General features: G+C 37.3%; 25 protein-coding genes. 18 read left to right on the top strand and 7 right to left on the bottom strand.

Translation table 11 applies throughout. The annotated features are described in order from the left end of the window. Positions 1-10: 10 nt before the first annotated feature. Both EHQ31_RS09040 and EHQ31_RS09035 read right to left on the bottom strand, forming a co-directional pair. The gene (locus tag EHQ31_RS09040) at positions 11-856 is read right to left on the bottom strand and encodes an RNA polymerase sigma factor (protein ID WP_135568508.1); all 846 of its coding nucleotides are present in this window, start codon (positions 854-856) and stop codon (positions 11-13) included. Next, positions 856-1,209, bottom strand: a complete 354-nt coding sequence (locus tag EHQ31_RS09035; RefSeq protein WP_135568507.1) for an antibiotic biosynthesis monooxygenase family protein — start codon at positions 1,207-1,209, stop codon at positions 856-858. Before EHQ31_RS09035 ends, EHQ31_RS09040 begins: the two co-directional genes overlap by 1 nt. Before the next feature lie 304 nt (positions 1,210-1,513). Between EHQ31_RS09035 and EHQ31_RS09030 the strand changes: the two genes are divergently transcribed. Beyond that, complete coding sequence (locus EHQ31_RS09030) at positions 1,514-1,918, top strand: hypothetical protein (protein WP_135568506.1); 405 nt, start codon at positions 1,514-1,516, stop codon at positions 1,916-1,918. A 185-nt stretch (positions 1,919-2,103) separates the two neighbouring features. On the opposite strand, the gene EHQ31_RS09025 is transcribed toward EHQ31_RS09030, so the two are convergent. Next, positions 2,104-2,493, bottom strand: a complete 390-nt coding sequence (locus tag EHQ31_RS09025; RefSeq protein WP_135568505.1) for a DUF302 domain-containing protein — start codon at positions 2,491-2,493, stop codon at positions 2,104-2,106. Between the two features lie 83 nt (positions 2,494-2,576). Next, a complete protein-coding gene (locus EHQ31_RS09020; RefSeq protein ID WP_135568504.1) occupies positions 2,577-3,017 on the bottom strand; it encodes a hypothetical protein in 441 nt (146 codons plus the stop codon). Between the two features lie 141 nt (positions 3,018-3,158). On the opposite strand from EHQ31_RS09020, the gene speE reads away from it, so the two are divergent. The 11 genes from speE to EHQ31_RS08965 all read left to right on the top strand — a co-directional run bounded on the left by speE (position 3,159) and on the right by EHQ31_RS08965 (position 13,175). Further along, positions 3,159-4,004 carry a polyamine aminopropyltransferase gene (gene speE, locus EHQ31_RS09015; protein WP_004787861.1) on the top strand — a complete coding sequence of 282 codons (846 nt, stop codon included), beginning with the start codon at positions 3,159-3,161 and terminating at the stop codon, positions 4,002-4,004. Between the two features lie 6 nt (positions 4,005-4,010). Further along, positions 4,011-5,267, top strand: a complete 1,257-nt coding sequence (locus EHQ31_RS09010; protein WP_135568503.1) for a hypothetical protein — start codon at positions 4,011-4,013, stop codon at positions 5,265-5,267. Continuing rightward, positions 5,257-5,982 carry a hypothetical protein gene (locus EHQ31_RS09005; protein WP_135568502.1) on the top strand — a complete coding sequence of 242 codons (726 nt, stop codon included), beginning with the start codon at positions 5,257-5,259 and terminating at the stop codon, positions 5,980-5,982. Before EHQ31_RS09010 ends, EHQ31_RS09005 begins: the two co-directional genes overlap by 11 nt. Continuing rightward, positions 5,979-6,848 carry a hypothetical protein gene (locus EHQ31_RS09000; RefSeq protein WP_135568501.1) on the top strand — a complete coding sequence of 290 codons (870 nt, stop codon included), beginning with the start codon at positions 5,979-5,981 and terminating at the stop codon, positions 6,846-6,848. Before EHQ31_RS09005 ends, EHQ31_RS09000 begins: the two co-directional genes overlap by 4 nt. Next, a complete protein-coding gene (gene pyrF, locus EHQ31_RS08995; protein WP_135568500.1) occupies positions 6,845-7,678 on the top strand; it encodes an orotidine-5'-phosphate decarboxylase in 834 nt (277 codons plus the stop codon). Before EHQ31_RS09000 ends, pyrF begins: the two co-directional genes overlap by 4 nt. 26 nt (positions 7,679-7,704) lie before the next feature. Next, the gene (locus EHQ31_RS08990) at positions 7,705-8,976 is read left to right on the top strand and encodes an NAD(P)/FAD-dependent oxidoreductase (protein WP_135568499.1); all 1,272 of its coding nucleotides are present in this window, start codon (positions 7,705-7,707) and stop codon (positions 8,974-8,976) included. Positions 8,977-8,984: 8 nt separating this feature from the next. Next, entirely contained in the window at positions 8,985-9,785 is an 801-nt protein-coding gene (locus EHQ31_RS08985; RefSeq protein WP_135568559.1) for a DUF1365 domain-containing protein, read from the top strand. Further along, on the top strand, positions 9,742-11,055 hold the full coding sequence (locus EHQ31_RS08980) for an SAM-dependent methyltransferase (RefSeq protein ID WP_135568498.1): 1,314 nt from the start codon (positions 9,742-9,744) through the stop codon (positions 11,053-11,055). The genes EHQ31_RS08985 and EHQ31_RS08980 overlap by 44 nt, the downstream gene beginning before the upstream one ends. A gap of 97 nt (positions 11,056-11,152) precedes the next feature. After that, on the top strand, positions 11,153-11,608 hold the full coding sequence (locus EHQ31_RS08975; protein WP_135568497.1) for an SRPBCC family protein: 456 nt from the start codon (positions 11,153-11,155) through the stop codon (positions 11,606-11,608). Positions 11,609-11,666: 58 nt separating this feature from the next. Next, positions 11,667-12,029 (top strand): PLU-1-like domain protein, encoded by a 363-nt coding sequence (locus EHQ31_RS08970; protein WP_135568496.1) that lies wholly within the window; start codon positions 11,667-11,669, stop codon positions 12,027-12,029. A gap of 84 nt (positions 12,030-12,113) precedes the next feature. Continuing rightward, complete coding sequence (locus EHQ31_RS08965) at positions 12,114-13,175, top strand: DUF1574 domain-containing protein (RefSeq protein ID WP_135568495.1); 1,062 nt, start codon at positions 12,114-12,116, stop codon at positions 13,173-13,175. Here the strand turns inward: EHQ31_RS08965 and EHQ31_RS08960 are convergent. Continuing rightward, positions 13,129-14,652 carry a peptidase MA family protein gene (locus EHQ31_RS08960; RefSeq protein ID WP_208652757.1) on the bottom strand — a complete coding sequence of 508 codons (1,524 nt, stop codon included), beginning with the start codon at positions 14,650-14,652 and terminating at the stop codon, positions 13,129-13,131. The two genes, EHQ31_RS08965 and EHQ31_RS08960, sit on opposite strands and share 47 nt — an antisense overlap. Between EHQ31_RS08960 and EHQ31_RS08955 the strand changes: the two genes are divergently transcribed. Genes EHQ31_RS08955 through EHQ31_RS08930 form a run of 6 tightly spaced genes read left to right on the top strand, consistent with a single transcriptional unit; the run spans position 14,647 to position 21,328 of the window. Next, complete coding sequence (locus tag EHQ31_RS08955; protein ID WP_135568494.1) at positions 14,647-15,294, top strand: hypothetical protein; 648 nt, start codon at positions 14,647-14,649, stop codon at positions 15,292-15,294. The two genes, EHQ31_RS08960 and EHQ31_RS08955, sit on opposite strands and share 6 nt — an antisense overlap. Before the next feature lie 34 nt (positions 15,295-15,328). Beyond that, entirely contained in the window at positions 15,329-16,804 is a 1,476-nt protein-coding gene (locus EHQ31_RS08950) for a nucleotidyltransferase family protein (protein ID WP_135568493.1), read from the top strand. Further along, the gene (locus EHQ31_RS08945) at positions 16,794-17,834 is read left to right on the top strand and encodes an NAD-dependent epimerase/dehydratase family protein (RefSeq protein WP_135568492.1); all 1,041 of its coding nucleotides are present in this window, start codon (positions 16,794-16,796) and stop codon (positions 17,832-17,834) included. Before EHQ31_RS08950 ends, EHQ31_RS08945 begins: the two co-directional genes overlap by 11 nt. A gap of 1 nt (position 17,835) precedes the next feature. Next, positions 17,836-18,558 (top strand): glycosyltransferase family 2 protein, encoded by a 723-nt coding sequence (locus tag EHQ31_RS08940; RefSeq protein ID WP_135568491.1) that lies wholly within the window; start codon positions 17,836-17,838, stop codon positions 18,556-18,558. Continuing rightward, on the top strand, positions 18,531-20,099 hold the full coding sequence (locus EHQ31_RS08935) for a hypothetical protein (RefSeq protein ID WP_244247327.1): 1,569 nt from the start codon (positions 18,531-18,533) through the stop codon (positions 20,097-20,099). Before EHQ31_RS08940 ends, EHQ31_RS08935 begins: the two co-directional genes overlap by 28 nt. Positions 20,100-20,113: 14 nt before the next feature. Further along, the gene (locus EHQ31_RS08930; RefSeq protein ID WP_135568490.1) at positions 20,114-21,328 is read left to right on the top strand and encodes an AZOBR_p60025 family cell surface glycopolymer formation protein; all 1,215 of its coding nucleotides are present in this window, start codon (positions 20,114-20,116) and stop codon (positions 21,326-21,328) included. Here EHQ31_RS08930 and EHQ31_RS08925 read toward each other — a convergent pair. Both EHQ31_RS08925 and EHQ31_RS08920 read right to left on the bottom strand, forming a co-directional pair. Continuing rightward, the gene (locus EHQ31_RS08925; RefSeq protein ID WP_135568489.1) at positions 21,325-22,800 is read right to left on the bottom strand and encodes a PDZ domain-containing protein; all 1,476 of its coding nucleotides are present in this window, start codon (positions 22,798-22,800) and stop codon (positions 21,325-21,327) included. The two genes, EHQ31_RS08930 and EHQ31_RS08925, sit on opposite strands and share 4 nt — an antisense overlap. Before the next feature lie 4 nt (positions 22,801-22,804). After that, positions 22,805-24,352: a S1C family serine protease gene (locus EHQ31_RS08920; protein WP_135568556.1), complete on the bottom strand. Its 1,548-nt coding sequence runs from the start codon at positions 24,350-24,352 to the stop codon at positions 22,805-22,807. Between the last annotated feature and the right edge of the window lie 21 nt (positions 24,353-24,373).

Below are 24,373 nucleotides of genomic sequence, written 5' to 3'. Positions count from 1 at the left end.
AAATAGAGCCTTAAATTGTCGGACTATATTTTACCAGTAACTCTTCCAAAATTTTGGGAGGAGTTGTAAAATAAGGATGATCGCGATATATTTCTTGGTACTTATGCTCATTGAAATCTTCATATTCGCAATTTAGTTCCTTCACTTGTTCTTTCAGGCGGCGAACGAGTGGCATAGAAAAACGAGGATTCGTCGGATCGATCCAACCATTGTTTTGAAAACTTTTCATTTTTTTGGAACATCGACAGGGATTTTTTTCGTTCATAAGTCCACATTTGTCATCCATAAAAGAGTAGAGGTCTTTTCTCGCTCGACTCAATCGTTTACGAAAAGCTTCATTCGATATATTTAGTAGTGCCGAACTTTCACGATCACTAAGTCCCATTAAGTCAGCAAGGATCAAAGCGATCCGTTGTTCTCTATCTAAACATAATAACATTCCCAAAGTACAAGAGGCCTTTGCTTCTTCTATCAAAACTAAGTTTTCTGGACTAGAAAGTTCGTTTGCCGGTATATCTATATTTGGCATTTTTTCTAATTCATTTGCATAGTCTGAAAAGCCTGTTGTTATTTCTTCCAACATCCCTCTTTTCCCATTTAACGCGTGATTTATGGAAATCCTATAAGCCCATGTTTTAAAACTGGCTCGAGTTGGATCATATGCGGCAAGATTCGTTGCAATTTTTAGAAGCACTTCTTGAGTAAGGTCTTCCGCTTCTTGCGGATTCAACAAGATACGACGAATGACATTATAGATCCAAGTTTGTATTGCGGAAAGTAACGATTCCAAAGCACGGCGGTCTCCCGTCCGCGCTCTTTCGATGAGTTGTATTTCCTCTGGTTGGTTTGTTTTCATTACAGTGGTTGCCGTTCGAACATTTCAAAGACCAAAGTCTGTTTCATCAATGCGAAAAATTCTTTTCCTATTTCCATGTTTTGGAGTGATTCTCCAGCCTTATGGCAATCCTCTACATTTTCCCAGTACAAAAGATCCAAAAGAATCCCTTCTCTAGTTTTTGACCGGAAGGCTCGCCAAGCTAAAAAACCTGGTTGGCTTTGCATTAGAGGTAACATTTGTTTTCTCATATTGTGGTACTTTTCAGAATCCTCAATGGCGCATTCAACGATGGCAATTTCAATCGCTGTCGTTTGCGGTAGGCTTTCCAGGGTTATTAAATCTTGGCCTTGGCTTTTTAAACTTTCTAACATAATCAGTGTTTCCTTAGAGGACTTTTGGCCTCTATATTGGATACACACCAAAAGGAAGGTTGTGACAGAAGAGGGGAAAAAAAATTGAGTTTTCTGGACGATTTTTTGTAAAGGAAATAGTTCCGATTTTTCACTTTCAATTTTGTACAATTTAAAATTTGATTCCGAGAAAACAGGAAACTCACAAAAACGAAACCTAACAAAAATAAATGGAAATTCTCACATTTCTGTTTGACAAACCTCTCGTTTTCTAGTCTTTACTATCCTCTTGTAGAAATAATAAATTTCGACAAAGGAGTTCGTTGTGAAGAAAATTATTTTTTTTCTTGTTTTGGCTGTTACCGTTTTTTATTGTCAGTCGGGCGATAAAACATCTCTAGAAGAATCAAAAACGATTTTAGAAGGGAATTGGATATTAACGAATAATTGTGTTCAAAATCCTGGCCCGAGTGCCACAGCTTGGCTCATCATTAGCAACAACCGGGATATCAAATCTTGTTATAAAAAAACTAGTTCTGTTGTGAAGGGATCACTCATCAAACAAAGTGAAGGAAATTATAATATCAACTGGTCAGAAGGTCCTGCTTCTACAGCAGAATATCCGGTGGGTGGCCCTTTGAATTTATTTGGAATGACTACAGAAGGAGTTACTGTTTGTTATACTCGGGTTAAAAGTGCCAAACAAAACCCTCCAACATTTTGTAAGTAGTGAAAAAAGTTTTGTTACAAATAGAGTTTTGTTGTTAAGATAAAACTCCCCCGCGCCACCGATGGTAGCGGAAATCCTTTCGCAAAGCGAAAGATTGGAGCGGACAGCGGGATCGCCTAATGGAAAGTATGTGAAGACTGATTCCCATTGGCGAGGCGCCCGCAAAACTTAACAAAAAAACGAATTCATTCGTGTAAGTGGTGGATGACTTGGATTAGTTTTTCTTGGACTTCTTTGGCAATTTTTTCAAGTTCAGGATTTTGGACCAGTTTGGTCATCGTCATAGGATCAAAGATGGAAACTTTGGTTTCGCCGTTTTTTTCTTCGGTGACCACTACGTTGCAGGGAAGTAATAAGCCAATTTCATCTGCGGTTTGTAAGGCTTTATGCGCAAAACCAGGGTTACATGCTCCAAGGATGGTGTAACGTTTGAATTCCACTCCAATTTTTTCTTTAAGAGTGTTTTTGACATCGATGGTGGTAAGAACCCCGAAACCTTCTTTTTTTAAGGCTTCGGTTGTGTCGGTGATTGTTTCTTCAAAACTTTTTTTTCTGTGAACGGTGAGTCCTAACATAAATCCTCCGCTGGGTCTATACCCCATAGGGTATATGGGATTTGGGAACTTGCAAGAGAATTTTATTTAAGTGAGGAAAAAGATCATTCCTTTTTGGGAAGTTTTTGCATTTCTTCCACACTGGGAAGTTGTTTTGACATATGACGGATTTCCCCAGAGGCATTGAGGAGAAAGTATTGCGGGAGAGGTTCTGTTTTAAGAGAAGCAAATCTGTCATCCAAAATCAGAGTTTGGAACTCTTGTTCTCTTGGGGTGTAGTTGAGGAGTACATAAGTGCCAAGGTCGGGTTTTCCTTCACCGCATTCCAAACCCTGTAACATTTCACATCGGGATTTAGTGACGGCAAGAAGAATGAGTTTTCCTTCTCGTGAAGCTTGTCCAAAAGCAAAGGATTTGTTGTGGCCCCAGTGGATTTCTTGGCTAACCATTTCGTTGATTTTGATATAACCAAAAACAAGTAACAAAATGAAAAGTGGCATGGATAAAAAACCAAGTAGGTAAAAAACACGAGAATATTTCTGCATACAAGGCAATGGAACCCAAACACCCAGTTCCCGCCAAGTTGAATTTTTAATTGCATACAAACAAAGAAAGTTTAAAAAAAACTACACCTCCTTATTCCCATAACAAATCTGGTTTAAAGAGAGAAACCTTAGGAGAAATTAATGGAGATTTGGTATACCGAAAAATTGGAATTAGAAAAAGGGCGAGCTGTAAGTTACCGGGTAACAAAAACAATCGAAAGCCTACAATCTCCGTTCCAGAAAATCGATATTTTTGAAACACAATCCTTTGGCAGAATGTTTACACTTGATGGTGTAACGATGGTTACTAACAAAGACGAACATTCTTATCATGAAATGATTGCCCATATTCCGATGATGAGCCATCCCAATCCGGAATCAGTCCTTGTGATTGGTGGGGGAGATGGGGGAACAGTTCGTGAAGTATTAAAACACCCTTCTGTCAAAGAAGTTGTGTTATGCGAGATTGACAAAGCAGTTGTGGATATTAGTTATAAATATTTTCCTGAATGTGCTGATGCCATGAAAGATCCTAAAGTCATTCACCACTATGATGATGGAGCAAAATTTGCTCGTGACAACAAAGGTCGTTTTGATGTGATCCTTGTGGATTCGAGTGATCCTGTAGGTCCTGCGGAAGTTTTGTTCAAAGAACCGTTTTTTCGAGACATGGCAAGTGCCTTAAAACCAACGGGAATCATTGCCACACAAGCAGAATCTTTTTGGTATCATGGAGATGTGATCTCTTCCCTCTTCGATTTTATTCCTAAAATTTTTCCTGAGTATGGTTATTATTACACAACCATTCCTACGTATCCTTCTGGAATCATTGGATTTACATTTTTATCGAATGCGATTGATCCTTATTCGGTAACACCAGATCCAAAACGAGTTCCTAAAGGCCTCAAATATTATAGTCCAGAAATTCACAAAGCGGCTTTTGTACTTCCTGAATTTGCAAAAGCTTATATCAAACGAAAAGGCTAAAACTTTGTGAAAAAGATTCCTGCCTTCTTTTTCCTTTCCTTTTTTTTGTCTCTATCTGGGATTCCTGTTCTTTGGACCCAGGAAACAAAAGCAACGAAATTGGAATTAGAGGCGGAATCTTTTGAGGAACGAGGGTATCCTAAAAAAGCAGAAGAACTTCGTTTGAAAGTAAAACGGATTCGCGAAGACCAGTTTCGTGATCGAAACGTCCAAAAAAACTATCCTATCACTTCTGATATTCCTGCTACTAACAACGGTTCTTTGGTGTGGAATTTGGGAACTTGGGAGATAGGATTTCGGGGTATGAGTCAGTTTGGAGTATTTTCTTCTGGTAAAGAATCTGCGTTAGACGATGGACGTATCGCTTTTCAGGCAGGATCACCGTATTATCCTCGTTCGCCGATTGGATATCAAAACATTCGGTCTCTTCCTTTTACTTACGATTTAAAAAATCCCTATGAAAACTCCAGGTCTTTTTCGCCTAGGATTGCATATAAACACAAGTCAGCGAAATGGGGGTTGGAATATAATTACTTTCAATTTCAAACAACTAACGAATATCTTTCTTTGGGTTTTGCTTCTGGACCATTATCAGCGATTCATTCCGATCGGCTTTATAATTCCGAACACAACTTAGTGGTTAAAATCTACGAAGAATACTCAAAAAGTATAGGTTTTAGTTGGGATTTTGGTCTTAGGACCGGTACCTTTCATACCAATTCCGTTTTTTCGTCTCAATCTTTGGGGCAGACAGGAGTTATGCGAGATACGATTCAATATCTAGCGCCAAGTGCAGGGTTTAGGTTCTATCACAAATTGGGAGAGGGGTTGTCTTATGATTTGGGAGGGGCATTGTTTGTTACACCTCTTGGTAAACTAAATTATAGACGCGATGTTCTGACTCAAGCGGGTGGGGCACGTAGATTTGGGGAAGGACTCACCATTAATGATGAGGCATATTCTTTATTTTCAGAAAAACCAATCCAGACTTCGATCACAGGGATTGATTTGCTCGGGCAATTTAACTGGCAACCATTGGAACACCACAAATTCCATTTAGGCCTACAAATCATTCAATATATATGGAGGGCAAATGAATCTTCTGCTCCAGGGATTCGTGCATTAAACGCAGAGTCTTTTGATTCGGGAGTCAGAGATTATTATTTAAGTTCTGCATTTTATGAAGCAGATGGCCGGGATAAACGTCCTTCCAGAAGTTACCTAGTTTCGAATTTATACTTCGGATATACTTATGTCTTTTAGAATGAATTTATATACGATTTCACTGATTCTCATTTCTTTTTTAGGAATGGGTTGCGGGATTTCACTTCGCGTTTACCGTCCATTCCCAAATGAAAAATCTTTTGATTATATAAAAAAAATGGATCATATTCAGGTTCTAGTCAAAGATGAAAGTCGAATGAAAATGGGAATCTACGATGGGTATTTTTTTCAGCCAGAAGGTTTACCAAATGAATACGGCCCACTTTCTTATTTGATACGAAAAGAACTTTCATTACGTGGTAACCGTTTCCCTTTGTTAATCGATCGTGGTGGTAAGATTTTTATCGACGAGTTTCAGTTAGCTTCAATTGACAGATGTTCTAAAAATTTAACGTTTGTACGTTTGAAAGCAAGGGTTCAAATTGTAGGTTATGCTGAAGAGGAATTTTCTTTTTATGATGAAATCGATTCACATGTCACCAATTGTTATTTAACGGGAAGTTTATTAACGATTGTACCTCTAATCTGGTACGTTCCGTATAATGGTTTTCGAGGGAATCGGGAAGATCAGTTGAACCAATTGGGAAGAAATTCCTTATCTGAATTTTTTACTAAGTTGGAATCTTTGTCAGGATTTAACGGAAGTTTGCCAGTGGAAGAACTAAAGGAAACATTGCCGACAAAACCAAAACAAATCCCCGCCAAACAAGAACCAGTGGATCCGAAATTAAAGGAAATTCTTGAGAGTTTATGAAATTTCAAGTTCTCTTTATTTTAATTTGGATTGGTTTTAGTGTAACGCAGTGTTATTCTTTAGAAAAACAATACAATTACGGAAACCCTTATTTACCAAGTCCTGAATTTGCAGAAGACGATCCACAATTTGAAGAAGGGGAACCAGTTTGGATCTTAGACCAAACTGGAAATTGGATTTTTTCACTTCCTTCCAAACTAGTGCTTTGGAACCTAAAAGCAGACAACCATCATATTTCCAAAGAAACCAAAGATTATTTGATCCGTTATATCAAAGAGAATAATTTACGGGATGTTAAGGTGCGTTTTAACCAATATGCACCACTTTCGGAATGGAAGCGCCTTCCGAAAAATAAAAACATCAATCCAGTGGTTCGATATTTTTTTGGATCCATTTCGTTGTTAGCTTATACTTTTTTGCCAGGCCGTTTGTTTGCGGGAACCATTGGCGGTGATCATTATAATTCCTTTACGAACACAATCAATGTCTATTCTGATTTGCCTCCTGTAGTGATTCATGAAGGCGGGCATGCCAAAGACTTTGCACAAAGAGAAAAAAGAACCCTTTATGCGGCTGTTTATGCCATCCCTGTGATTGGGGCTTTGTATCATGAAGCACGGGCCTCTGATGATGCCATTAATTACTTTGCCGAAAAAAATGACAAAGAGCAACTCGATTCATCTTATGAATTACTTACGCCAGCTTATTCTACATATGTTGGAGGAGCAGTTGGAGATGTGGCAGCAAACCCTATCACTGCACTGACTGTAATTCCTGGGCATATTTATGGTCGTTATAAAAAACGAGATATAGACAAAGAATTAGAAAAAAGAAAACAAAAGATCCAAATTAAGGAATCCAAGTGAATTTAAAACCAAGGTCTAATTTCATTCAAAAATATAATTCGCGTAGAGATCATTTACAATCTTTACTTTGTATTGGTCTTGATCCCGAATTGGAAAAGTTACCAAAAATTAGTTTGGATTCCAAAGCTCCACTTGTCCATTTTACAGAAACTATCATTCGTTATACACATTCTTATGCAGCGGCATGGAAACCCAATGTGGCCTTTTTTGAAAGAATAGGGGCAGAGGGGTATTTTGCATTAGAACATATGATTCGAGTGATGAAAGAGGTTTCACCAGAAGTTCCGATTGTGATGGATGCTAAACGGGGGGACCTGGCCAATACTTCCAAAGAGTATGCTAAGTATTTTTTTGAAACGTTGGGTGTGGATGCCCTGACTGTCAATCCATACATGGGTCGAGATAGTTTGGTTCCGTACCTAGACTTAGGTGGTTATATTTTTGTTCTCGGACTCACATCAAACCCTAGTTCACAGGACTTCCAAAAACAAAAACTTTTGGGTAAGGGCATTTATCTTTATGAAGAAGTGAGTGACCAGATGGCAAAGTTAGCGGAGGAGTACCCAGACCAAGTAGGACTTGTTGTGGGAGGAACTCATCCATCGGAGATTCAGTCGTTACGGACTCGCCATCCCGAATTGTATTTTCTTATCCCTGGGTTTGGTGCGCAAGGTGGGGAATTAAAATCGATAGTGCAAGCTTCGGGAAAACGTTCCTTGATTAATTCTTCTCGGGGAATTACTCTCAGTTCTTTAGAAGAACATTTTGGTGAAGTAGCAAAAAAGAAATCAGAAGAAGTACATCTACAAATGAACCAACTCTTTCTCTAACGGTCTAATGACCAAAAGGGAAATCAGTGAAAGAAACTTTAGCTATTGTTGGTACAGGAATCGCAGGTCTTGGTTCCGCATATTTTTTAAAAAATGATTTTGATATAACGATTTTTGACAGCGCCGATTATATCGGAGGTCATACAAACACAGTGATGGTAGAAGAAGAAGGGATTCAGATCCCTATTGATACCGGTTTTATTGTGTTTAATCATGTGACTTATCCTAATCTTCTTAGGCTTTTTCAAACATTAAATGTTCCCACTAAAAAATCAGATATGTCTTTTAGTGTGCAACATGATCCCACCAAACTGGAGTTCTGTGGGTCAGGCCTTTCGGGTTTATTTGCTCAGAAAAAGAATCTATTTCGGCCTCGGTATCTCAAGATGTTACTCGAAATCGATAGGTTCAATCAGTCAGCCCCAAAGGTTTTAGACGATCCTAAATATGATGATTGGAATTTGGGTCGGTACATGGAGGCATTCGGGTATGGAAAAGATATTCTCAATTTTTATTTAATTCCTATGAGTTCTGCCGTTTGGTCCACACCCCCCGATTTGATGTTGGAATTTCCGGCTAAATCACTCATTCGGTTTTTTTACAACCACGGATTTTTGGGGCTAAATACCCAACACCAATGGTATACGGTGGATGGCGGTTCTCATGAATATATCAAACGTATCGTCCCCCCGATCCAAGACAGATTTCGATTGAATAGTCCCGTCAAACAAGTGAACCGAACGGCTGATGGGAAAGTGGAACTTGTGTTTGGTGAAGGGAAAAAACAGATTTTTGATAAGGTTTTACTTGCCACTCATGGCCATATTTCTTCGAAAATGTTAGGAAATCCTACAAATTTGGAAAAGGAGCTCCTACCACTTTACAAATACCAACACAACACCGCCACCTTACATACAGATGCGAGTGATATGCCGAACCTAGCCTCTTGTTGGTCAAGTTGGAACTACAAAATTGTAGAAGATGGAACGGGAAAACAAAACCCTTACACAATTTATTGGATGAATCGTTTGCAAAACGTTTCTAAAAAACAAAATTATTTTGTGACCATCAATGATCCGAATCGTGTCGCAAAAAACAAAATCATTCGAAAAATAGATTATGAACATCCACTTTTTTCTGTAGAAGCCTCTCTTGGGCAAAACCGTTTACAGGAATTAAATGAATCTGGACCCATTTATTATGCGGGTGCTTACTTTAGGTATGGATTTCATGAAGACGGATTTTTATCAGCGGTCAATGTATCGCATAAAATTCTAAAGAGGGATCCGTGGACTTAAGTTCTTGTATGTATCGAGCGGACGTGTTTCATACACGTACCGCTCCAAAACCCAATCAATTCCAATACCGAATCTTTAATTTTTATTTGGACTTATCAGAAATAGACCAGTTGTCCCACGAAAGTTTTTGGTTTTCCAGGAACCGTTGGAATTTGTTTTCTTTTTATGATAAAGACCATATCCAATTTGAAAAAGGAACAGTATATGAAAATGTTAAGTCCTTTTTGGAAGCATCTGGAGTCAGAAACATTGGAAAGATTTATTTACTTACCAACCTCCGAGTACTTGGATATGTTTTTAATCCCGTAAGTTTCTATTTCTGTTATGATACCGATGGCAGGCCACTCGTATCGATCGCAGAAGTAGGGAATACCTTTGGGGAAATCAAACCTTACGTTGGTTATTTTAAGAAAGCGAAGGGTACCATTGCGGATCCTGATGTTTATATCCGCGAACAAAAGAATTTTTATGTCTCACCGTTTATCAGTTTGGATTCAGAATTTGAATTTCGATTGAACCTACCGGGGGATCAATTGCAGATTGGTGTCGACTCTTTTGAAAATGGAAAACGAATTTTAACAACTTCCTTTCTTGGAAAAAAAATTCCATTTCATTCAAAATACTTGTTAAAACTTTTTATCGAATTTCCATTTATCACCGTCAAAGTAATAACATTGATTCATTGGCAAGCGTTCAAACTTTGGATCAAAAAAATTCCGTACATTCAAAAACACCAAAACTTAGAGAAACAAACAGGAGTTCCCCTTGGAAAAATCACAGAACCAGTCCCTCTTAGAAGACACGATTGATTCAGAACTTTTTACCGAATTAAAGAACAAGTCTATCGCAGATCAGTTCCCTATTTACAAAAAATTTTTTTTTAAAGCAATGAGTTCCATGAAACGTGGATCTCTTAGAATGATCCTACCAAATGGAGAACAAGTGATTATTGGAAATCAAAACTCTTCTTTTGATCCAAAATTTCATTCAGCACTGATCCATGTAAAAAACCCTGCTTTCTTCAAGAAATCAGTGATATATGGTGATATTGGATTTTCTGAATCTTATTTAACGGGAGATTGGGAAACTGATTCCATTGAAAATGTAATTTCTTGGTTTATATTGAATGTGGATGATAGCCCAAGTCTTTCTGGTGCAAAAAAGAAACTATTTCATTTGGATTTATTCAATTTAGGCAATAAATTCCTACATTTTTTAAGAAAAAACACCTTAACAGGAAGTAAAAAAAATATAGTAGAACATTATGATTTAGGAAACAAATTTTATAAATTGTTCTTAGATCCAACAATGACTTATAGTTCTGCGTATTTTGAATCCTTAGAAGATAGTTTGGAAGAAGCCCAAACTAAAAAAGTGGATAAACTTTGCCAAAAGTTAAAACTAAACCCAGCGGACCATCTTTTGGAGATTGGAAGTGGTTGGGGGTTTTTATCGATTCATGCAGCAAAAAATTACGGCTGTCGTGTGACAACTGTTACACTTTCAGAAGAACAATATGCCTATGCCAAAGAAAGAATCGAGAAAGAAGGCCTTACTGACAAAATCGAAATTCGGATCCAAGACTACCGAAAGATTGAAGGACAATTTACTAAAATTGTATCTGTAGAAATGTTGGAAGCAGTAGGGGATGCCTACTACGAAACATTTTTCCAAAAGTGCCAGGACCTTTTAACAAGAGATGGGATTATGGCATTACAAGTAATCACTTGTCCCGATTCTAGATTTACCTCTTTTAAAAACGGAATCGATTTCATCCAGAAACATATTTTCCCTGGTTCTCTATTGCCTTCCATAGGTCGTATGAACCAAGCGATCAATCGTACGGGGGATATGTATTTATTCCACTTGGAAGATATGGGATTAAGTTATGCGAAGACACTTAGGCTTTGGCTCAAAGCCTTTGAAGAAAATTTGACAGAGGTAAGAACCCAAGGTTATAGTGAAACCTTTATTAGAAAATGGAGATACTATTTGGCATATTGTGCAGCGGCATTTCAAATGAGAAATATTAGTGTTGTTCAATCTGTTTACGTAAGACCAAACAACCTGAACCTCTGAGTGATTACAGAACAAAACTGCCGATAGGGAGGTTGTCGGTAGTTGTTCTAAAAAAAACATCTTGCCAAAGAATACCTAAGTCTTTACTACTCAGTCTATGAGAGAAACAAAATCCGAATTCACCTTTGATGAACCAATTGAGAAATTATGGTCGGGTGTTACCGTCTATGAAGTGTTAGTCCATTGGTTGGCAGACGAGGTAAGAGGAAGGCCAAAAGTAGGCGGTGATTTTTCTTGGACTTGGAAATTGGGACTCGAAGGTGATTTTACCACTCATGGAATTTATAAAAAAATCGAACCATTAAAAGAATTGGTGATGGAATGGAAAGATCATCCTGCTGATCCAACAGGATCCATTTATTTACAATTATTGTTTGAATCTTTAGGTCCTAATCAATCTAAACTAACAATTGTTAATGGAGGATTCCCTGGTGGAGAAAGTTCAGATGTTTGGATCGAAGGTGCCAAAGAAGCTTGGGATGGACAAGCTGTTCAGTTAAAAGACTTTTTAAAAGAGAATCCAGACATTACAAAATTTTTTAAAAAATCTTGATCTCTAGGGCCTTTCTAAAATCCTGGTAAAAGTAAGGGTTGTTAAGGAGGGTTGGAAGATGGAATATCCCGAATTGGAAACGTATTTCCAGAAATTAACTGATATAACAGACCGTATCGCAATGATGAATAATCATTTTGATGCGACACCTGAGATCGACATACCACAGTTATCTGAGTTTTTCGCAGACATTCAATCAAAGGATTGGGAAAATACGGACAGAGAGTATTATGAACTCTTTACCAGTTATTTTACTTTCCACGTGAAGACTGTGGAAGAAATCATTCAAGAAGCACGCGAAATTTTGAATCCTGAAAACAGAGAGTATGTAAAAAAATTAGTAAGCCATATCCGTAACTCGGAAGATTGGTTTGCCAATCTCAAAAAGAAACGTAAACTCGCTCGCACACAAGTCGCTTAGACGATCCACTCCCTTGGTCGAAAGCTCGGGGGAGTCTCTTCAATTCGCTTTACAATTAAATCCATTTCCTTTCTCCTTTCAGATATGCTCAAGGCACGGTTTCTTTTTTACCCGGTTATCCTTTTATTATTTTTGTTTTTGGTAGATTCTTTATTTCGAATCCCCTACATTCAGACAATTACCAAAATTGATTTAACAGCCATTAACTATAAAGCCAAATCAGATTTTTTGAAAAAACTGGTAACTGAAAAACCAGGTGTCCATTCGCCAAAAACGAAAAAAATCATGTTGATTTTGGGATCTTCTCGCCTTCTCTATTTTGATCACGACGAACTTGTATCTTTTTACCCAGATTGGGAAATTTATAATTTGTCTTCTGCCGTAACAACTCCCGCTTATTACGATTTCCAACTGACAAAAGTATTGGATGCAGGAATCAAACCAGATTTAGTCATTATGGAAACGGATCCCAATCAGTTTAATCAGAATTCTGTATTCAAAAGTTCTAATTTAACTTATAGTTTCGACTTACCATACGTTCTTTCTAATATCAGTTTGTTTGGGAAAGATCATGTTTCCTTTTATCTTGGTCGTAAACTTTTTGCTGTAGGAACTTATAAGCCGTATATAGATCAAATGTGGAGAAATTATAAAAATCCATTTTTAGAAAATGCCTTTGTGATGCATAAAGACACTTATGATTATATCCTCAGTCATAATGGAAATGGATTGTCTCCCGTTGATAATTATATGGAAAAGGACTCTAATTCCTTACAGATGACTAGCCATAGAACTTTGGATTGGTTATTTGCATCCTATGTTCGTAGCCCAATGCAGTTTGGGTTTTATGAAAAAATTCTAAATCGATTGCAGTCTGAAAAAATTAAAACTATTATTGTCTGGCCTCTTTCTTCTCCAGATTTCGAAACTCTAATGGAAAAAGAAGCGTTAGTGAAAACTTGGGAAAAAGAAATTGATGAACTTACAAATAATTACAATTTCCCTCTATTAAAACTAAAGAATGATCCATCTTATACGTGTAATGCGTTCGCAGATGGAGGCCATGTTGCAAAAGATTGTTACCGAAGTTTGATGCGGTCTATTTTATTGGAATACTTTCGAAAGTACGAGCCGAATCGTTTATAAACTCGATTCCACAAATTGGAGTTGGTCCGGAAGTTGGTGTCTCTTCAATTACCGATTTTAGGGATCTAGGTTTTTTTGGTAAGGATAGATTTGTTCCTTCTTCACTCGTGGGAAGGTATTTTGTACTCGCATTGAATCCAGAGGGGGAGTCTGCCCAAAAAAAGACACCTTTGTTTCCTGCGCCTGTGACTCTTCCATAGTTTTTTCTAGTACTCCCTGGCATGGCAGGAGTTCCCCAGGTAGCCGTATAAAAGTTTGCAGCACCTTGTTTGATTGAGGAACGATTGACTGTTGGTGCCACGGGATTTGTGATGATTCTTGTAAGTGTTGTACTATTTGCCAAAAGATAATTTCCAGAAGCCGATGACAAGTCTACGGTAGTGGCTGTGGCTCCATCGGCATTTACATATTCCACAGAAGAAAGACTGTTGGTAAGTCCAAAACTCTGGGTTACAAGAAGGGCATAAATTCGAAAAAAGACTTCTGAGTTTTGAGATCCAAGTAATGTAGAATTAAAATTGGCGGAAGTTCGAAATAAACTCATTAAACTTCCTGTAGAATTCGCTCGAATCCCCCCCGAACCAATCACAGTGTTCCGATAGAAGGTTTGTCTCTCAGCCTCAGTGGTTCCAGAACTATCATATAAATAACGCATAAACACATACGCAAAAGAATATTGTTTTAAGACATTGGAACTGTTATTGTCCCAATCTATTAGAGATACTCCATTGATTCCGTCACTACACCTTGAGTCATTTACGCCTGAATAACAATCCATACGACCGGTTTGTGGTCCATAACCTGCGATGTCACTAGCCACTTCACTTGTACCTTCATTGATCCATAGTTCATCTGTTTGGTTAGCAGCGCGCATTCTTGGAAACCTTAGTAGGTGTTGAAATTCATGGGCAGCTGTGGAAGCAAAAGCGTTTGGATCCCGGCTAAGTGCTGCAATCAGTTCTTTCCCATCTAAATATAATACTTCTGCATAATTGGATCGAATGGAGGATAAAAAATTGTCAGGGAAAAAATTTACTGGATCGTAGTATCCTGCCACATAAGCACTGTTTGCTGTGGCTCCATCCTTTATATCCATAACAAGAATTTTCACTTTGCCATCCCCATCCACATCACTAGGTGTTCCAAATGTTGCTATGAGTTTAGGAAAAGTGATTGTATCAAAGTCTTTTGCAAACTTCGCTAAATCATAGTTAACGGATAAAGACCTTTCTTTATAAACTACTACATTAGTTCCTTCGCCAACCAATTCGACAGGAACACAAACACTGTTTTGTGAAACTAAATCTCTGGCCCAAAGGTCGGGACCAGTAAAACAGCTTCCACCTAGTAGAGAATACAAACCAAGCAGAAGTACAAGATCGTCATTTTTTTCTTTTTTGGGATTTAGCGGATTGCAATAAAAAGTGAATGATGTTATGAAAATCAGAGGGAAGAGGACCAATTGTTTTAAATGCATAAATTTCTGAAATTGAGTTTTCTTATCCTGATATTCTTTTTGACGATTCCAAACCAAGCAAAGTCGTTGGATGGGTTATATTTTTCCGAGCAACTGCCAACAGAGAATGGATACCTATTATTAGGGATAGAAATTTTTACAGAAAAGGGAAAGTCTTTTTACAATGCCCAAGAACTCCGTTTCCAAAATTCCCGTGGTTTTGAAGAGGTTTTATTTGTAGGAAAAATCACTGATCTAGGGAATCATTTTTTACTAGTTCCCGAGGCCTGCCAAATCCGAGCCACAGAGACTTGGGGTAAAAAAATGGCCCTTCTTCGTAGGTTCGATTGTGACCATATAGAAATACGATTAGACCTTTTGCCTTCGGGAAAATTCGTCCTCTCCGAATCCTTACTCGGTACTAAAAAGGAAGTGGTTTTGCCATATGTTTTAGATCATTCCGTAGGGAATCCAGTGGCAGTCCGGTTTGAATCAAATGGGATGACAACAGAAGGCATTTGGGGCTTCCATTTGAACGGCTTAGGAGGAAAGAACCCAGGATGGACCTGGAATCCTTCTAAGCGGCACTGGGAACCATTCCAAGGATACCGAATTGGGGAGGGCTTACAATTCTACCGTTGGAAACGAACCTTTTCTAATTGACCCTCTAGTCCGTTTCAGGGACTTTCCTTTTACATTGAAAAAGATCAGAATTGGGGTCATTGCGGCTGCCGGAAAAGGAACCCGAGCATATCCCCGAACCAGTTTCATTCCAAAACCACTCTTCGTCATCGAAGGTAAGTCCATTCTCCACCGCAATGTGGAACTAATGGTCAAAACCTTTGGGATTGAAAAAGTCTATGTTCTTGTAGGACATCTCAAAGAACAAATCATTGCAGAGATCGATCATATTCGTTTGGCACTTCCCAAAGTTGTGATTGAACCTGTGGATTGGACAGAAAAGGGTTTGGCATCTGATGTGGCCAGTCTCGAAAGAACCATCCATGAACCTTTTTTGACAATTCTTGGTGATGAATTTTATTACCGAACCGATCATGAAATCTTTTTAAAAGTTTTTAAAAAACACCCACAAATGGCAGCCTCCATCGGGGTTGTGAAAACATCCTTACTTTCCAGAATTCGTAAAAATTATTCAGTTGTATTAGAAAATGAGAAAATTCTAAATTTAGTTGAAAAACCAGAAAATCCACCGAACGAACTTTTGGGATTGGGCAGTTATTTTTTTACGCCCGAGTATTTTGAGTTTTTTAAAAAAACGCCAGTTTCTTCAAAATCAGGTGTGATAGAGATAACGGATGTTATCGATAAGATGGCAAAGGAGTCCAAAGGGGGAGTGTATGCAACCATGCTCAGTTGCGATTACTTCAACATCAACTCCATGCAGGATTATTACCATGCTGTTTATGAAGTAAGAAATGATTTGTTTCATAAATTTAAAACCAGTTTGGTAATCCCCACAAATAACAATGAAAGATCAATCACAGATGTGATTGTTGACTTCAAAGATAAATTTAATGAAATCATTGTTATCGATAACGAATCTACTGACGAAACTCTGACTCTCAGTAAAAAAGAAAAAGTAAAAACTTATACCTTCCCTGGTGATGGTGATTCTACGAGACTCGGAGAACAAGTGAGAAGGGGGATAGAATATGCAACAGGTGATATCATCGTAGTAGTATCTCCTGATGGTTCTTTTCGCTCTAAAGACTTTCCCAAATTACTCGAATACATGAAAGACTCGGATATGGTAATTGGGACTCGCACCACAAGACAGATGATCGAACAAGGCTCTAATTTAAAACCTTTGTATCGTTTGGTGAATCTGCTTATGGGTAAGTTGGTAGAAGTATTTTGGTGGGGACAAGAACCACGATTTACCGACGTTGACTGTCAGTTTTTTTCTGTTTGGCGAGAGTCTTACGAACGAGTTAAACCACAACTTGTTGTAGAAGACCGTAAGTTTATTGTTGAACTTATGATTGATATCGTAAGGTCTCATATGCGTTGTATTGAAATCCCAGTATCTTATTTCAAACCAGTGGGCCAGGTGGAATACCGGTTACGTGACATGATCACTGATTCTATCCATATAATGAAATTAATATTATCTAAAAAGTTTTACCTAGGAGAAGATCGCGATGGCGAATAAAGTATTGGTAACAGGCGGATGCGGATTTTTAGGATCCCATGTTTGTGAATTATTTCGTAAAGAAGGTTGGGATGTTGTTAGTTTTGACAACATGACAAAATATGAATTAAAACGCACAGGTTATGGAAGTGATGCCACTCGGGATTATAACTGGAATTATTTAAAATCAATTGGTGTCACAATGGTAAAAGGTGACATTCGAAACCTAGAACATTTGATGGATCGTTCTGTTGATTGTGATTATATCATTCACACAGCGGCACAACCTGCGATGACCATTTCTTGGGAAGACCCGGAGCTTGATTTTTCAACCAACGTGATTGGTACTTTTAACGTAATGGAAGCAGCAAGGAAACATAAAATTCCGGTTGTAAATACTTCCTCCATTCACGTTTACGGGAACTCAATTAACGATAGTTTAACGGAAGGGAAAACATCATACGAAAGAAATCCAGTGGAAATTTCCGTTGCACAACCAACAATGGTGGGTCAAATTTCTCCTCTTCATGCTTCGAAAATGAGTGCTGAACACTATGTCCGTTCTTACACGGATATGTATGGTGTAAAGGCAGCTAGTTTCCGTTTTACGGGTATTTACGGCGAACGTCAGTTTGGTGGCGAAGATCATGGTTGGGTTGCAAATTTTGCGATTCGTTCAGTTTTTGGTTTGCCTCTCCGTATTTTTGGAACGGGAAAACAAACTCGCGATATTTTGCATGCCGAAGATGGCGCAAAATCTTATTTAGATTTTTTTAAAAATCCTATCCCTGGTGTTTATAATATTGGTGGTGCAAGCCCTCATAAAATTTCACTTTTGGAATGTATAAGTCTCATTGGTGAAATACTAGGAAAAAAACAAGAGATACTTTTTGAAGTAGAAAGACCAGGTGACATGCGTTATTTTATTTGTGACATCACGGAAGCAAAAAAATTCGGCTTTAATCCTAAAATTCTTCCAAAAGAAGGAGTCACTAGACTTCTCAAATGGATTGAAGCGAATAAAGACGTATTCAATATTTCTGGGAAGTAGAATGTCAAATAAAACACTGGTTGTCATCCCTGCTTACAATGAAGCCGCAACGATTGAAGAAGTGGTACGGGGTGCCATTGTTTATGCAGATGTTTCTGTAACAGATGATGCCAGTAAAGATGCCACACCAACCATTTTGGCCAATCTGCAGAAAGAGTTTGGCAATAGACTCCATGTGATTCGGCATGAAAAAAATACTCATATCCCAAAAGGAATCCAAGACGGCATGAAATATGCTGTGGAAAAGGGCTACGATTGGGTCATTACAATGGATGCAGGGCTTTCGCATGACGCCAGTTATTTGAAAGAATTTCAATCTTTTCCAGAATGTGATTTAGTTATTGGTTCCAGAACTTCCACTGTAAATGTACCTTTGTATCGTAAGTTTATTTCCTGGCTTGCAGCAAAGGTGATGAACTATTGTTTGTCCAAAGGAATTTTCAATCTATTTGGTGCCAATTTACGAGACTGCACAAGTGGTTACAGAAGGTATTCGAAACCGATGGTACAAAAAATTGCAACTTATCCATTAGAGTCTGTTGCTTTCGATTTTCATATGGAAGCTCTCTCTATTGTAGCAAATCATGACGGAACTATTAGAGAACTTCCTATACGTTATATTTTTTCCAATAGCAGCTTTAACCGTAAGGTTTTAAAACTGGCAATTCAATTTGCAAAAAAACTTTTGTTACGAAAATGGAAACTGATCCCACAATATCCGTAAACAAATCTCGTTTCAGTTTGAAATGGAAAGTTTTTGTAATCACCTGTAGTTTATTAGGTGCTATACTTTTTTTAGACCGAGTTTTCTTTTTTGAACTATATTTTTTGTTCCCCAACGAGACAGAATGGGATTCTTCTCCATGGTATAATTTCATCCATAAAACGAAAGAATTACAATCTTCGAAAGACAAACATAGAACGATCATCACCGGAAGTTCAGTTGCCTTATATTCAGTTTTGCCTGATGAATTAAACGAAAAGGAAAATTCAAAAACAAAGTATTCCTTTTTTTCTCATGTGGCAATGGCACCCACAGATCTTTTTTATTACAAAGAAAATCTATTGGCATCAAACCCTGATTTGGTGGTTTACCTTCATAATTTTGCTGATTTGCAGTGGGAATACTTAGAAGCTAAAGACGGTAAATTTTCATTTGATGAATCAAAATGGGTTCGTGAATTTGGGGATCGTTATCCTGCAAAAACAATTTATCCAACTGCTTTTTTAAAAGATTTTTGGAAGGAATTGCCTAGAAAAACAATTTCCAAACTTGCAACTAAATCCCTTTTTTATGTGAGCCGATTTAGAGTTTTCTTTTTGGATCCCATTGAAGTTTATATAGATAACCATTTCCGCAGTGGAAGAAAGTATCATCTTTACCAAGGTGAAAAACCGAGGGAAGGTATTTGGTCTAAGGGATGGACCAAAGAAACAGCAACGCTCGTTTGTTCGGAAAAAAAATCTAAAGAGTCTATTTTCACACAAAAACCAAATACAAAATTAAAATTCAGTTTTTACTTAGATAACGATTCGATAAATCGCAATCAGCCTATTTTGGAATTGGAAAAAAACTATGAACGTTCGGGTTGGAATGATTTGGTTTGGACTGATTTAATCGAAAAACCGCAAGATTGGTCTGTTGTAAAAATCCAAGTTTTGTCAGAATTCCCTTCTGCAAAAGAAGTAAATCTCATTCGGTATGGAAAAGATGAATCCGTAGGGATTCGCCTGTCTCATTTTTTTTGTAAAACTGCGGATGTAAAAAATCGATCTTACTCACGTGGAAGTTATTGGGATGACACACGTTTGGTTACGATGACTAAGGAAGATTTTAAAGAAGACTACTTTGAACGGATGATCCGAGATTCCGGTTCGCGAAACGAACTTTGGAGATTACATTTTGTTCGCGAAGCAAAAAAAAGTGTAAATTCTGTTACCTTCGAATCTTGGTTGGAATTCAATCGTATTCTTCTTATCTCTGATTATTTTTATCAAAACAAAATCCCATTTGTACTGATCCTTAGTCCAGAGAATCCAATCGAATTTGATTTTTATAAAAATTCGAAGTGGAGAAAGGATTGGATTTCTAATCTTAAAAAACATTTAGAAAGTAGAGGTCAGACACTCATTGATCATACAGAAGCCGTGAGTGATGTTCGGCATTTTTTTGATCCGCACCATTTAACATACGAAGGTGCTCATTTTTATAATTCAATTTTTTCTAAATCTTTAGAACCTTCGATTTTACAACCACATCCTTAATTTGGAGTCAAATTATGATTTTGAAACGTTTATCCCCTATTTTTTTATTTTTCAATTCGAAACAATGGTTATCGATATTTTCTTTTTTTCTGGTTTGGGGAATTGCTACTTTAGGGTATTGGAAAAAATATGAATGGAACCCAAGTTCTATGGTGAACTTCGGATACGAGTTTGCCTTACAAAACCAAAAAGAAACTCCAGAGAAAGCTGTTTTATTCAAAGGGGAAGAGGGAGATTTAGGTGCGGGTTATGACGGTCAGATTTTTTATTATTTTTCGAGACCCCTTTCTGAATTTAATTTAAATTGGCCAAAAGGTTTTGATGAATCTTACAGGGCTCCAAGAATCGGATATCCTTTGTTAGTTGCAGTTTTTGGTTTTTTTGGAAAAACATCCGCCATTTTTGGAATGTATTTCTGGAATATTTTCCTTACTTTAGTATCCTATTTTTATTTACGCAAACTTTTAAATGCAGATACAAAACCCTATGCGATTTTATATCTGTTAAGTCCTTTTGCTTTAGGAAGTTATTATGTACTAGTAAGCGATACCGTGATGGTTTCTATCTTAATCATCGCTTATTACTATTATGTAAAAGAAAATTACATCCCTTTTATTCTCCTTTCTAGTTTGGCAATCTTAACCAAAGAACCAGCTTTGTTTTTGTTATTTCCTTTGGGCCTTGCCGCATTGTTTCGTAAAGATTGGAAACGAATGGTTGTCGTTGGATCGGTTCTTTTGATCCCAGTTTGTTGGCATTTGTATTTGGCTTATCGTTTCCCCAATTGGAGACCAGGTAGACTTACCGATTTTATTTTGCCATTTGAAGGTTTGATTTCCTATATGGAGTCGATTTGGAGGTTGTTAGGTGGTGGATCTCATTGGAAAGATCTCGCGCGGTTATTATCCAGATTTCCTTTAGTTATATTATTTTTTTTAGGATTATTTTTACCATTCACAGGACAAATTCGAAAGGGTTGGGAATTCCGAATTTCATTTTTGTTAATTATGTTTATGGTGGGAACTGCTGGGTATTATCATTTTTGGTCAGTTTATGAAAACGTTTCCCGCATGTTTACCTTGTCGATTCCTGTTTTATTGTTATTAGTGAATGAAGATAAAACCATTCGAAAACAAGAATATATCTTAATGACTCTTATGATTTTAGTTTTATTTCTAATCAAAGTTTTACTGATTTCTAGGCAGTTAAGTTACCAAGTTGGATTCTAAAAATTAGAATCCTTCTGGATTTGAAAACTTTGTTTTGCTTCTGCGTTTAGTTTTTGTATTTCTTCTTTTTTAAATATCATTTCAAAACCATCATTTGTCACAAAATGAATGTAGGGAGAATTTGACTCTTTTACTAATGTTTGCAATTGATCCAAAGATTGGATTTGTATCCCATTCATAGTTTTTAAAATCATTTGGTTTGCCGTATGATATGCTTTATTCCCGGAAAGAGGTAATACTTGGGATAAAAACACAATTTTCCCTTCGTTGGCGTTCCTTTTAATCCGGTAAAAATCATTGAGATAAAGAAGCTCTTTATTAACGCGATTTCTCCATTGGTTACCATGTTCTGTTAGGTATTGTTCTGACAATTCTTGAAAAATCAATCCAGCTAACATTAAATACTTGGGAGTTTGGAATCTTGAATTTCCGTAAGGAATGCGGATAGCAGATTCAGGTAACGGTTTTAAATCCATTTCGAGTGAAACTGGCTTTTTGTTTCTAAATACTTTTAGTTTAATTTTTTTTTCAAAAGGAGAGTCGTTATCATTGGTATTATGGAACAAATAAGATAAATTGAGTTTCCCAAACTTGGGGTGATCAAAATAACCTTTAGGATCTATTTTAAAATTGGCAACTTCGAGTAATACATCCTCTAATTGTAAAATCCCATCTGCAGAAGAACCTGGATAAATCTCTGCTACTAAAACACCAAGGTCATCTTTTCTTAATCCATAATAATTTCTTGTAGCACTATCGATCAGAGGTTTGAAACGGAAACCTTTGAAAGGAAATGATTTACCCTCAATAAAATGTTGGATTGCAAAAGAAGGTATCACTCTACCCATGTTGTTTTCTTTAAATTGGTATAGTATACCTTGCGGTATACGTGCGGTTGTATCTACAATTAGTTCTCCCACACCATCTAGTTTGTCTTCCGATTGTACTTCGATATAGGGAAGTTCTGTGTAACCACTAGAATATGAATCCATATCTAAACGAATCATTCTAATTTTTTTCTCTTCCAAACTTCTTTGGTCTTTACTTTCCATGACAAGGGCTGTCCCCGGTAAAAAAATTTCACTGGGGAATGTGACTGGTTTGAGGTCTTTTGCAGCATTCAGATCATTGAACTTTAGAATGGCAAGTCCCAAATCTGGATCTAATCTTTCCAGTTCTGCTGTAAAAACTTTCAGAGAATCTGGCTTTTTAATTTCAATGCTTGTGTAAAAATAAACTGCTTGAGCAGGGATTAATACTTTTTGATCACCAACATAGATCCCAGTGGATTGGCGAACCTCTGGATTTTTAAATCTCCAAGGTTGAATGAAATGTGGATATTGAACCGTCACTTTTACCTGGAGAATGGAGTTGTCGGTTGGCACTACTGGAATTGATTTTCCAAATATCGGACCAATACATAAGAGCAGTAATACAAATGTTAGTTTTGAATTTAGTTTAAAAAAAGGCATAGGATTAATTTCCTGTTAAGTGGTAGGATTTTTTTATTTCAAGGTCAGCACGTTCTGCTTCTTCTCGATCCATAATCATAGGTAATTGGATTCCATAAAATTGGATTCGTAAGGTTTTTTCTTTGGAAGACTCCACCAATTCTTTTAAATGATTTAAGTTTTTAACCCTAACACCATTTAAAGATTCCACTACCATATTTAAATAAAAATCGGAGTTGGAATTGATCGGATGTGGTAACTTTCTATATAATACAACATCCTCTGATTGTCCAACGGAAAGAGTAGTGGCATCATAAAATCGATAAACAAGGAGGCTTCCCCCTTGGGTTTGTCCATTTTTACTCCAGGCTTCCAATAAATCTCTATTTACAGTTTGAAATACTAGTCCACCAAACACAAGATAGTCGTAGTTCATTCCATACCTTGCTCTTTGGTTTTCCATTTGTGGCATTTTTTTTGCCGCAAATTTTACCTTCATCTTTTTTTTATCACGAATCAGATCAAATTGTATCTCTTCTCCCGCAAATTTATTGTCTACGATTTCCAAAAAATCTATAGAATTTGATTCTAATAGATTTCCATTCCTACCAATTTTACGTCCATCAATAGCTGTTAAATAATCCCCAGGTTTTAAATGTCCATCCGCCGATCCTTGGCTTAATACTTTTGTAACAAATACTCCTTCTTCAGTATTGGGAATTCCATAGAATTGTCTATGTGATTCTGAAAAAGAGGATTGTGTTTGGATTCCTAATTCAACATAACCGTGATAAATTCCATCTTCAATGTCTTTTAGAAAATGTTGGATTACCGCTGTTGGAATAATATAACCTATATTTTCTCCTTTAGTGGATGCTTGGAATGCAACTCCTACAACTTTCCCATTTTGAATGGCTGGGCCACCAGAATTTCCTGGATTGATGGCAGCATCTACTTGTACGACCAAATGGCTATCAATTTGGGAATGAGCATAGGTTGATTGTTCAATTCGAGACACAATTCCTCGACTAACAGAAATTTTGTTTCCACCAATTGGGTAACCCACGATGTCTACAGGACTTGCAAGTTCTGGTAAAGTTCCCAGTTCTAAATAGTTGCTGTCATTATAAAATTCTGGGTCAGAAACTTCAAGAAGCGCCAAATCACAATCATGCGCTATAAATAATACTTTTAATTCGTACCACTCCGTTTGGTTGTTCCGTTGGGTCTCCATAAATTTGGCATTGGATACCACATGTGCATTGGTAAGGATGCGGTTTTTGGAAATCAAAAAACCAGAGCCAGTCGATGCGGAGATTCCTGAGGACATCCAAGGAGAGAAAGGATCTTTTGCTTGTGAAAACACTCGGATTTGGACTACAGATTTCCTGATTTCGTCAATGGATTGTCTGGATTCTTCGGCTCCCAGTGGGATTAGGAATAAACTAATAAAAAATAAAATAGTACTCGCAAAGAGAGATGGGTAGTGGAGAATTTTTTTCTGTTTTTGCATGAGTTTGTTTGAATCCATTATATTCGGAGTTACCGCCTTTTTTTCACTGATCGCCGGTATTGTTTCCTTTAGAAAGAATCC

This window comes from Leptospira montravelensis (genome assembly GCF_004770045.1).
GTDB lineage: Bacteria > Spirochaetota > Leptospiria > Leptospirales > Leptospiraceae > Leptospira_A > Leptospira_A montravelensis.
This window is presented reverse-complemented; position numbering and strand designations above follow the sequence as displayed.

Excerpts from the sequence above, each read along its gene's own strand:
- EHQ31_RS09040 (WP_135568508.1), bottom strand. The coding sequence starts at position 856 with ATGAAAACAAACCAACCAGAGGAAATACAACTCATCGAAAGAGCGCGG.
- EHQ31_RS09035 (WP_135568507.1), bottom strand. The coding sequence starts at position 1,209 with ATGTTAGAAAGTTTAAAAAGCCAAGGCCAAGATTTAATAACCCTGGAA.
- EHQ31_RS09025 (WP_135568505.1), bottom strand. The coding sequence starts at position 2,493 with ATGTTAGGACTCACCGTTCACAGAAAAAAAAGTTTTGAAGAAACAATC.
- EHQ31_RS09020 (WP_135568504.1), bottom strand. The coding sequence starts at position 3,017 with ATGCAGAAATATTCTCGTGTTTTTTACCTACTTGGTTTTTTATCCATG.
- speE (WP_004787861.1), top strand. The coding sequence starts at position 3,159 with ATGGAGATTTGGTATACCGAAAAATTGGAATTAGAAAAAGGGCGAGCT.
- EHQ31_RS09005 (WP_135568502.1), top strand. The coding sequence starts at position 5,257 with ATGTCTTTTAGAATGAATTTATATACGATTTCACTGATTCTCATTTCT.
- EHQ31_RS09000 (WP_135568501.1), top strand. The coding sequence starts at position 5,979 with ATGAAATTTCAAGTTCTCTTTATTTTAATTTGGATTGGTTTTAGTGTA.
- EHQ31_RS08985 (WP_135568559.1), top strand. The coding sequence starts at position 8,985 with ATGTATCGAGCGGACGTGTTTCATACACGTACCGCTCCAAAACCCAAT.
- EHQ31_RS08975 (WP_135568497.1), top strand. The coding sequence starts at position 11,153 with ATGAGAGAAACAAAATCCGAATTCACCTTTGATGAACCAATTGAGAAA.
- EHQ31_RS08970 (WP_135568496.1), top strand. The coding sequence starts at position 11,667 with ATGGAATATCCCGAATTGGAAACGTATTTCCAGAAATTAACTGATATA.
- EHQ31_RS08965 (WP_135568495.1), top strand. The coding sequence starts at position 12,114 with ATGCTCAAGGCACGGTTTCTTTTTTACCCGGTTATCCTTTTATTATTT.
- EHQ31_RS08955 (WP_135568494.1), top strand. The coding sequence starts at position 14,647 with ATGCATAAATTTCTGAAATTGAGTTTTCTTATCCTGATATTCTTTTTG.
- EHQ31_RS08960 (WP_208652757.1), bottom strand. The coding sequence starts at position 14,652 with ATGCATTTAAAACAATTGGTCCTCTTCCCTCTGATTTTCATAACATCA.
- EHQ31_RS08945 (WP_135568492.1), top strand. The coding sequence starts at position 16,794 with ATGGCGAATAAAGTATTGGTAACAGGCGGATGCGGATTTTTAGGATCC.
- EHQ31_RS08940 (WP_135568491.1), top strand. The coding sequence starts at position 17,836 with ATGTCAAATAAAACACTGGTTGTCATCCCTGCTTACAATGAAGCCGCA.
- EHQ31_RS08935 (WP_244247327.1), top strand. The coding sequence starts at position 18,531 with ATGGAAACTGATCCCACAATATCCGTAAACAAATCTCGTTTCAGTTTG.
- EHQ31_RS08930 (WP_135568490.1), top strand. The coding sequence starts at position 20,114 with ATGATTTTGAAACGTTTATCCCCTATTTTTTTATTTTTCAATTCGAAA.
- EHQ31_RS08925 (WP_135568489.1), bottom strand. The coding sequence starts at position 22,800 with ATGCCTTTTTTTAAACTAAATTCAAAACTAACATTTGTATTACTGCTC.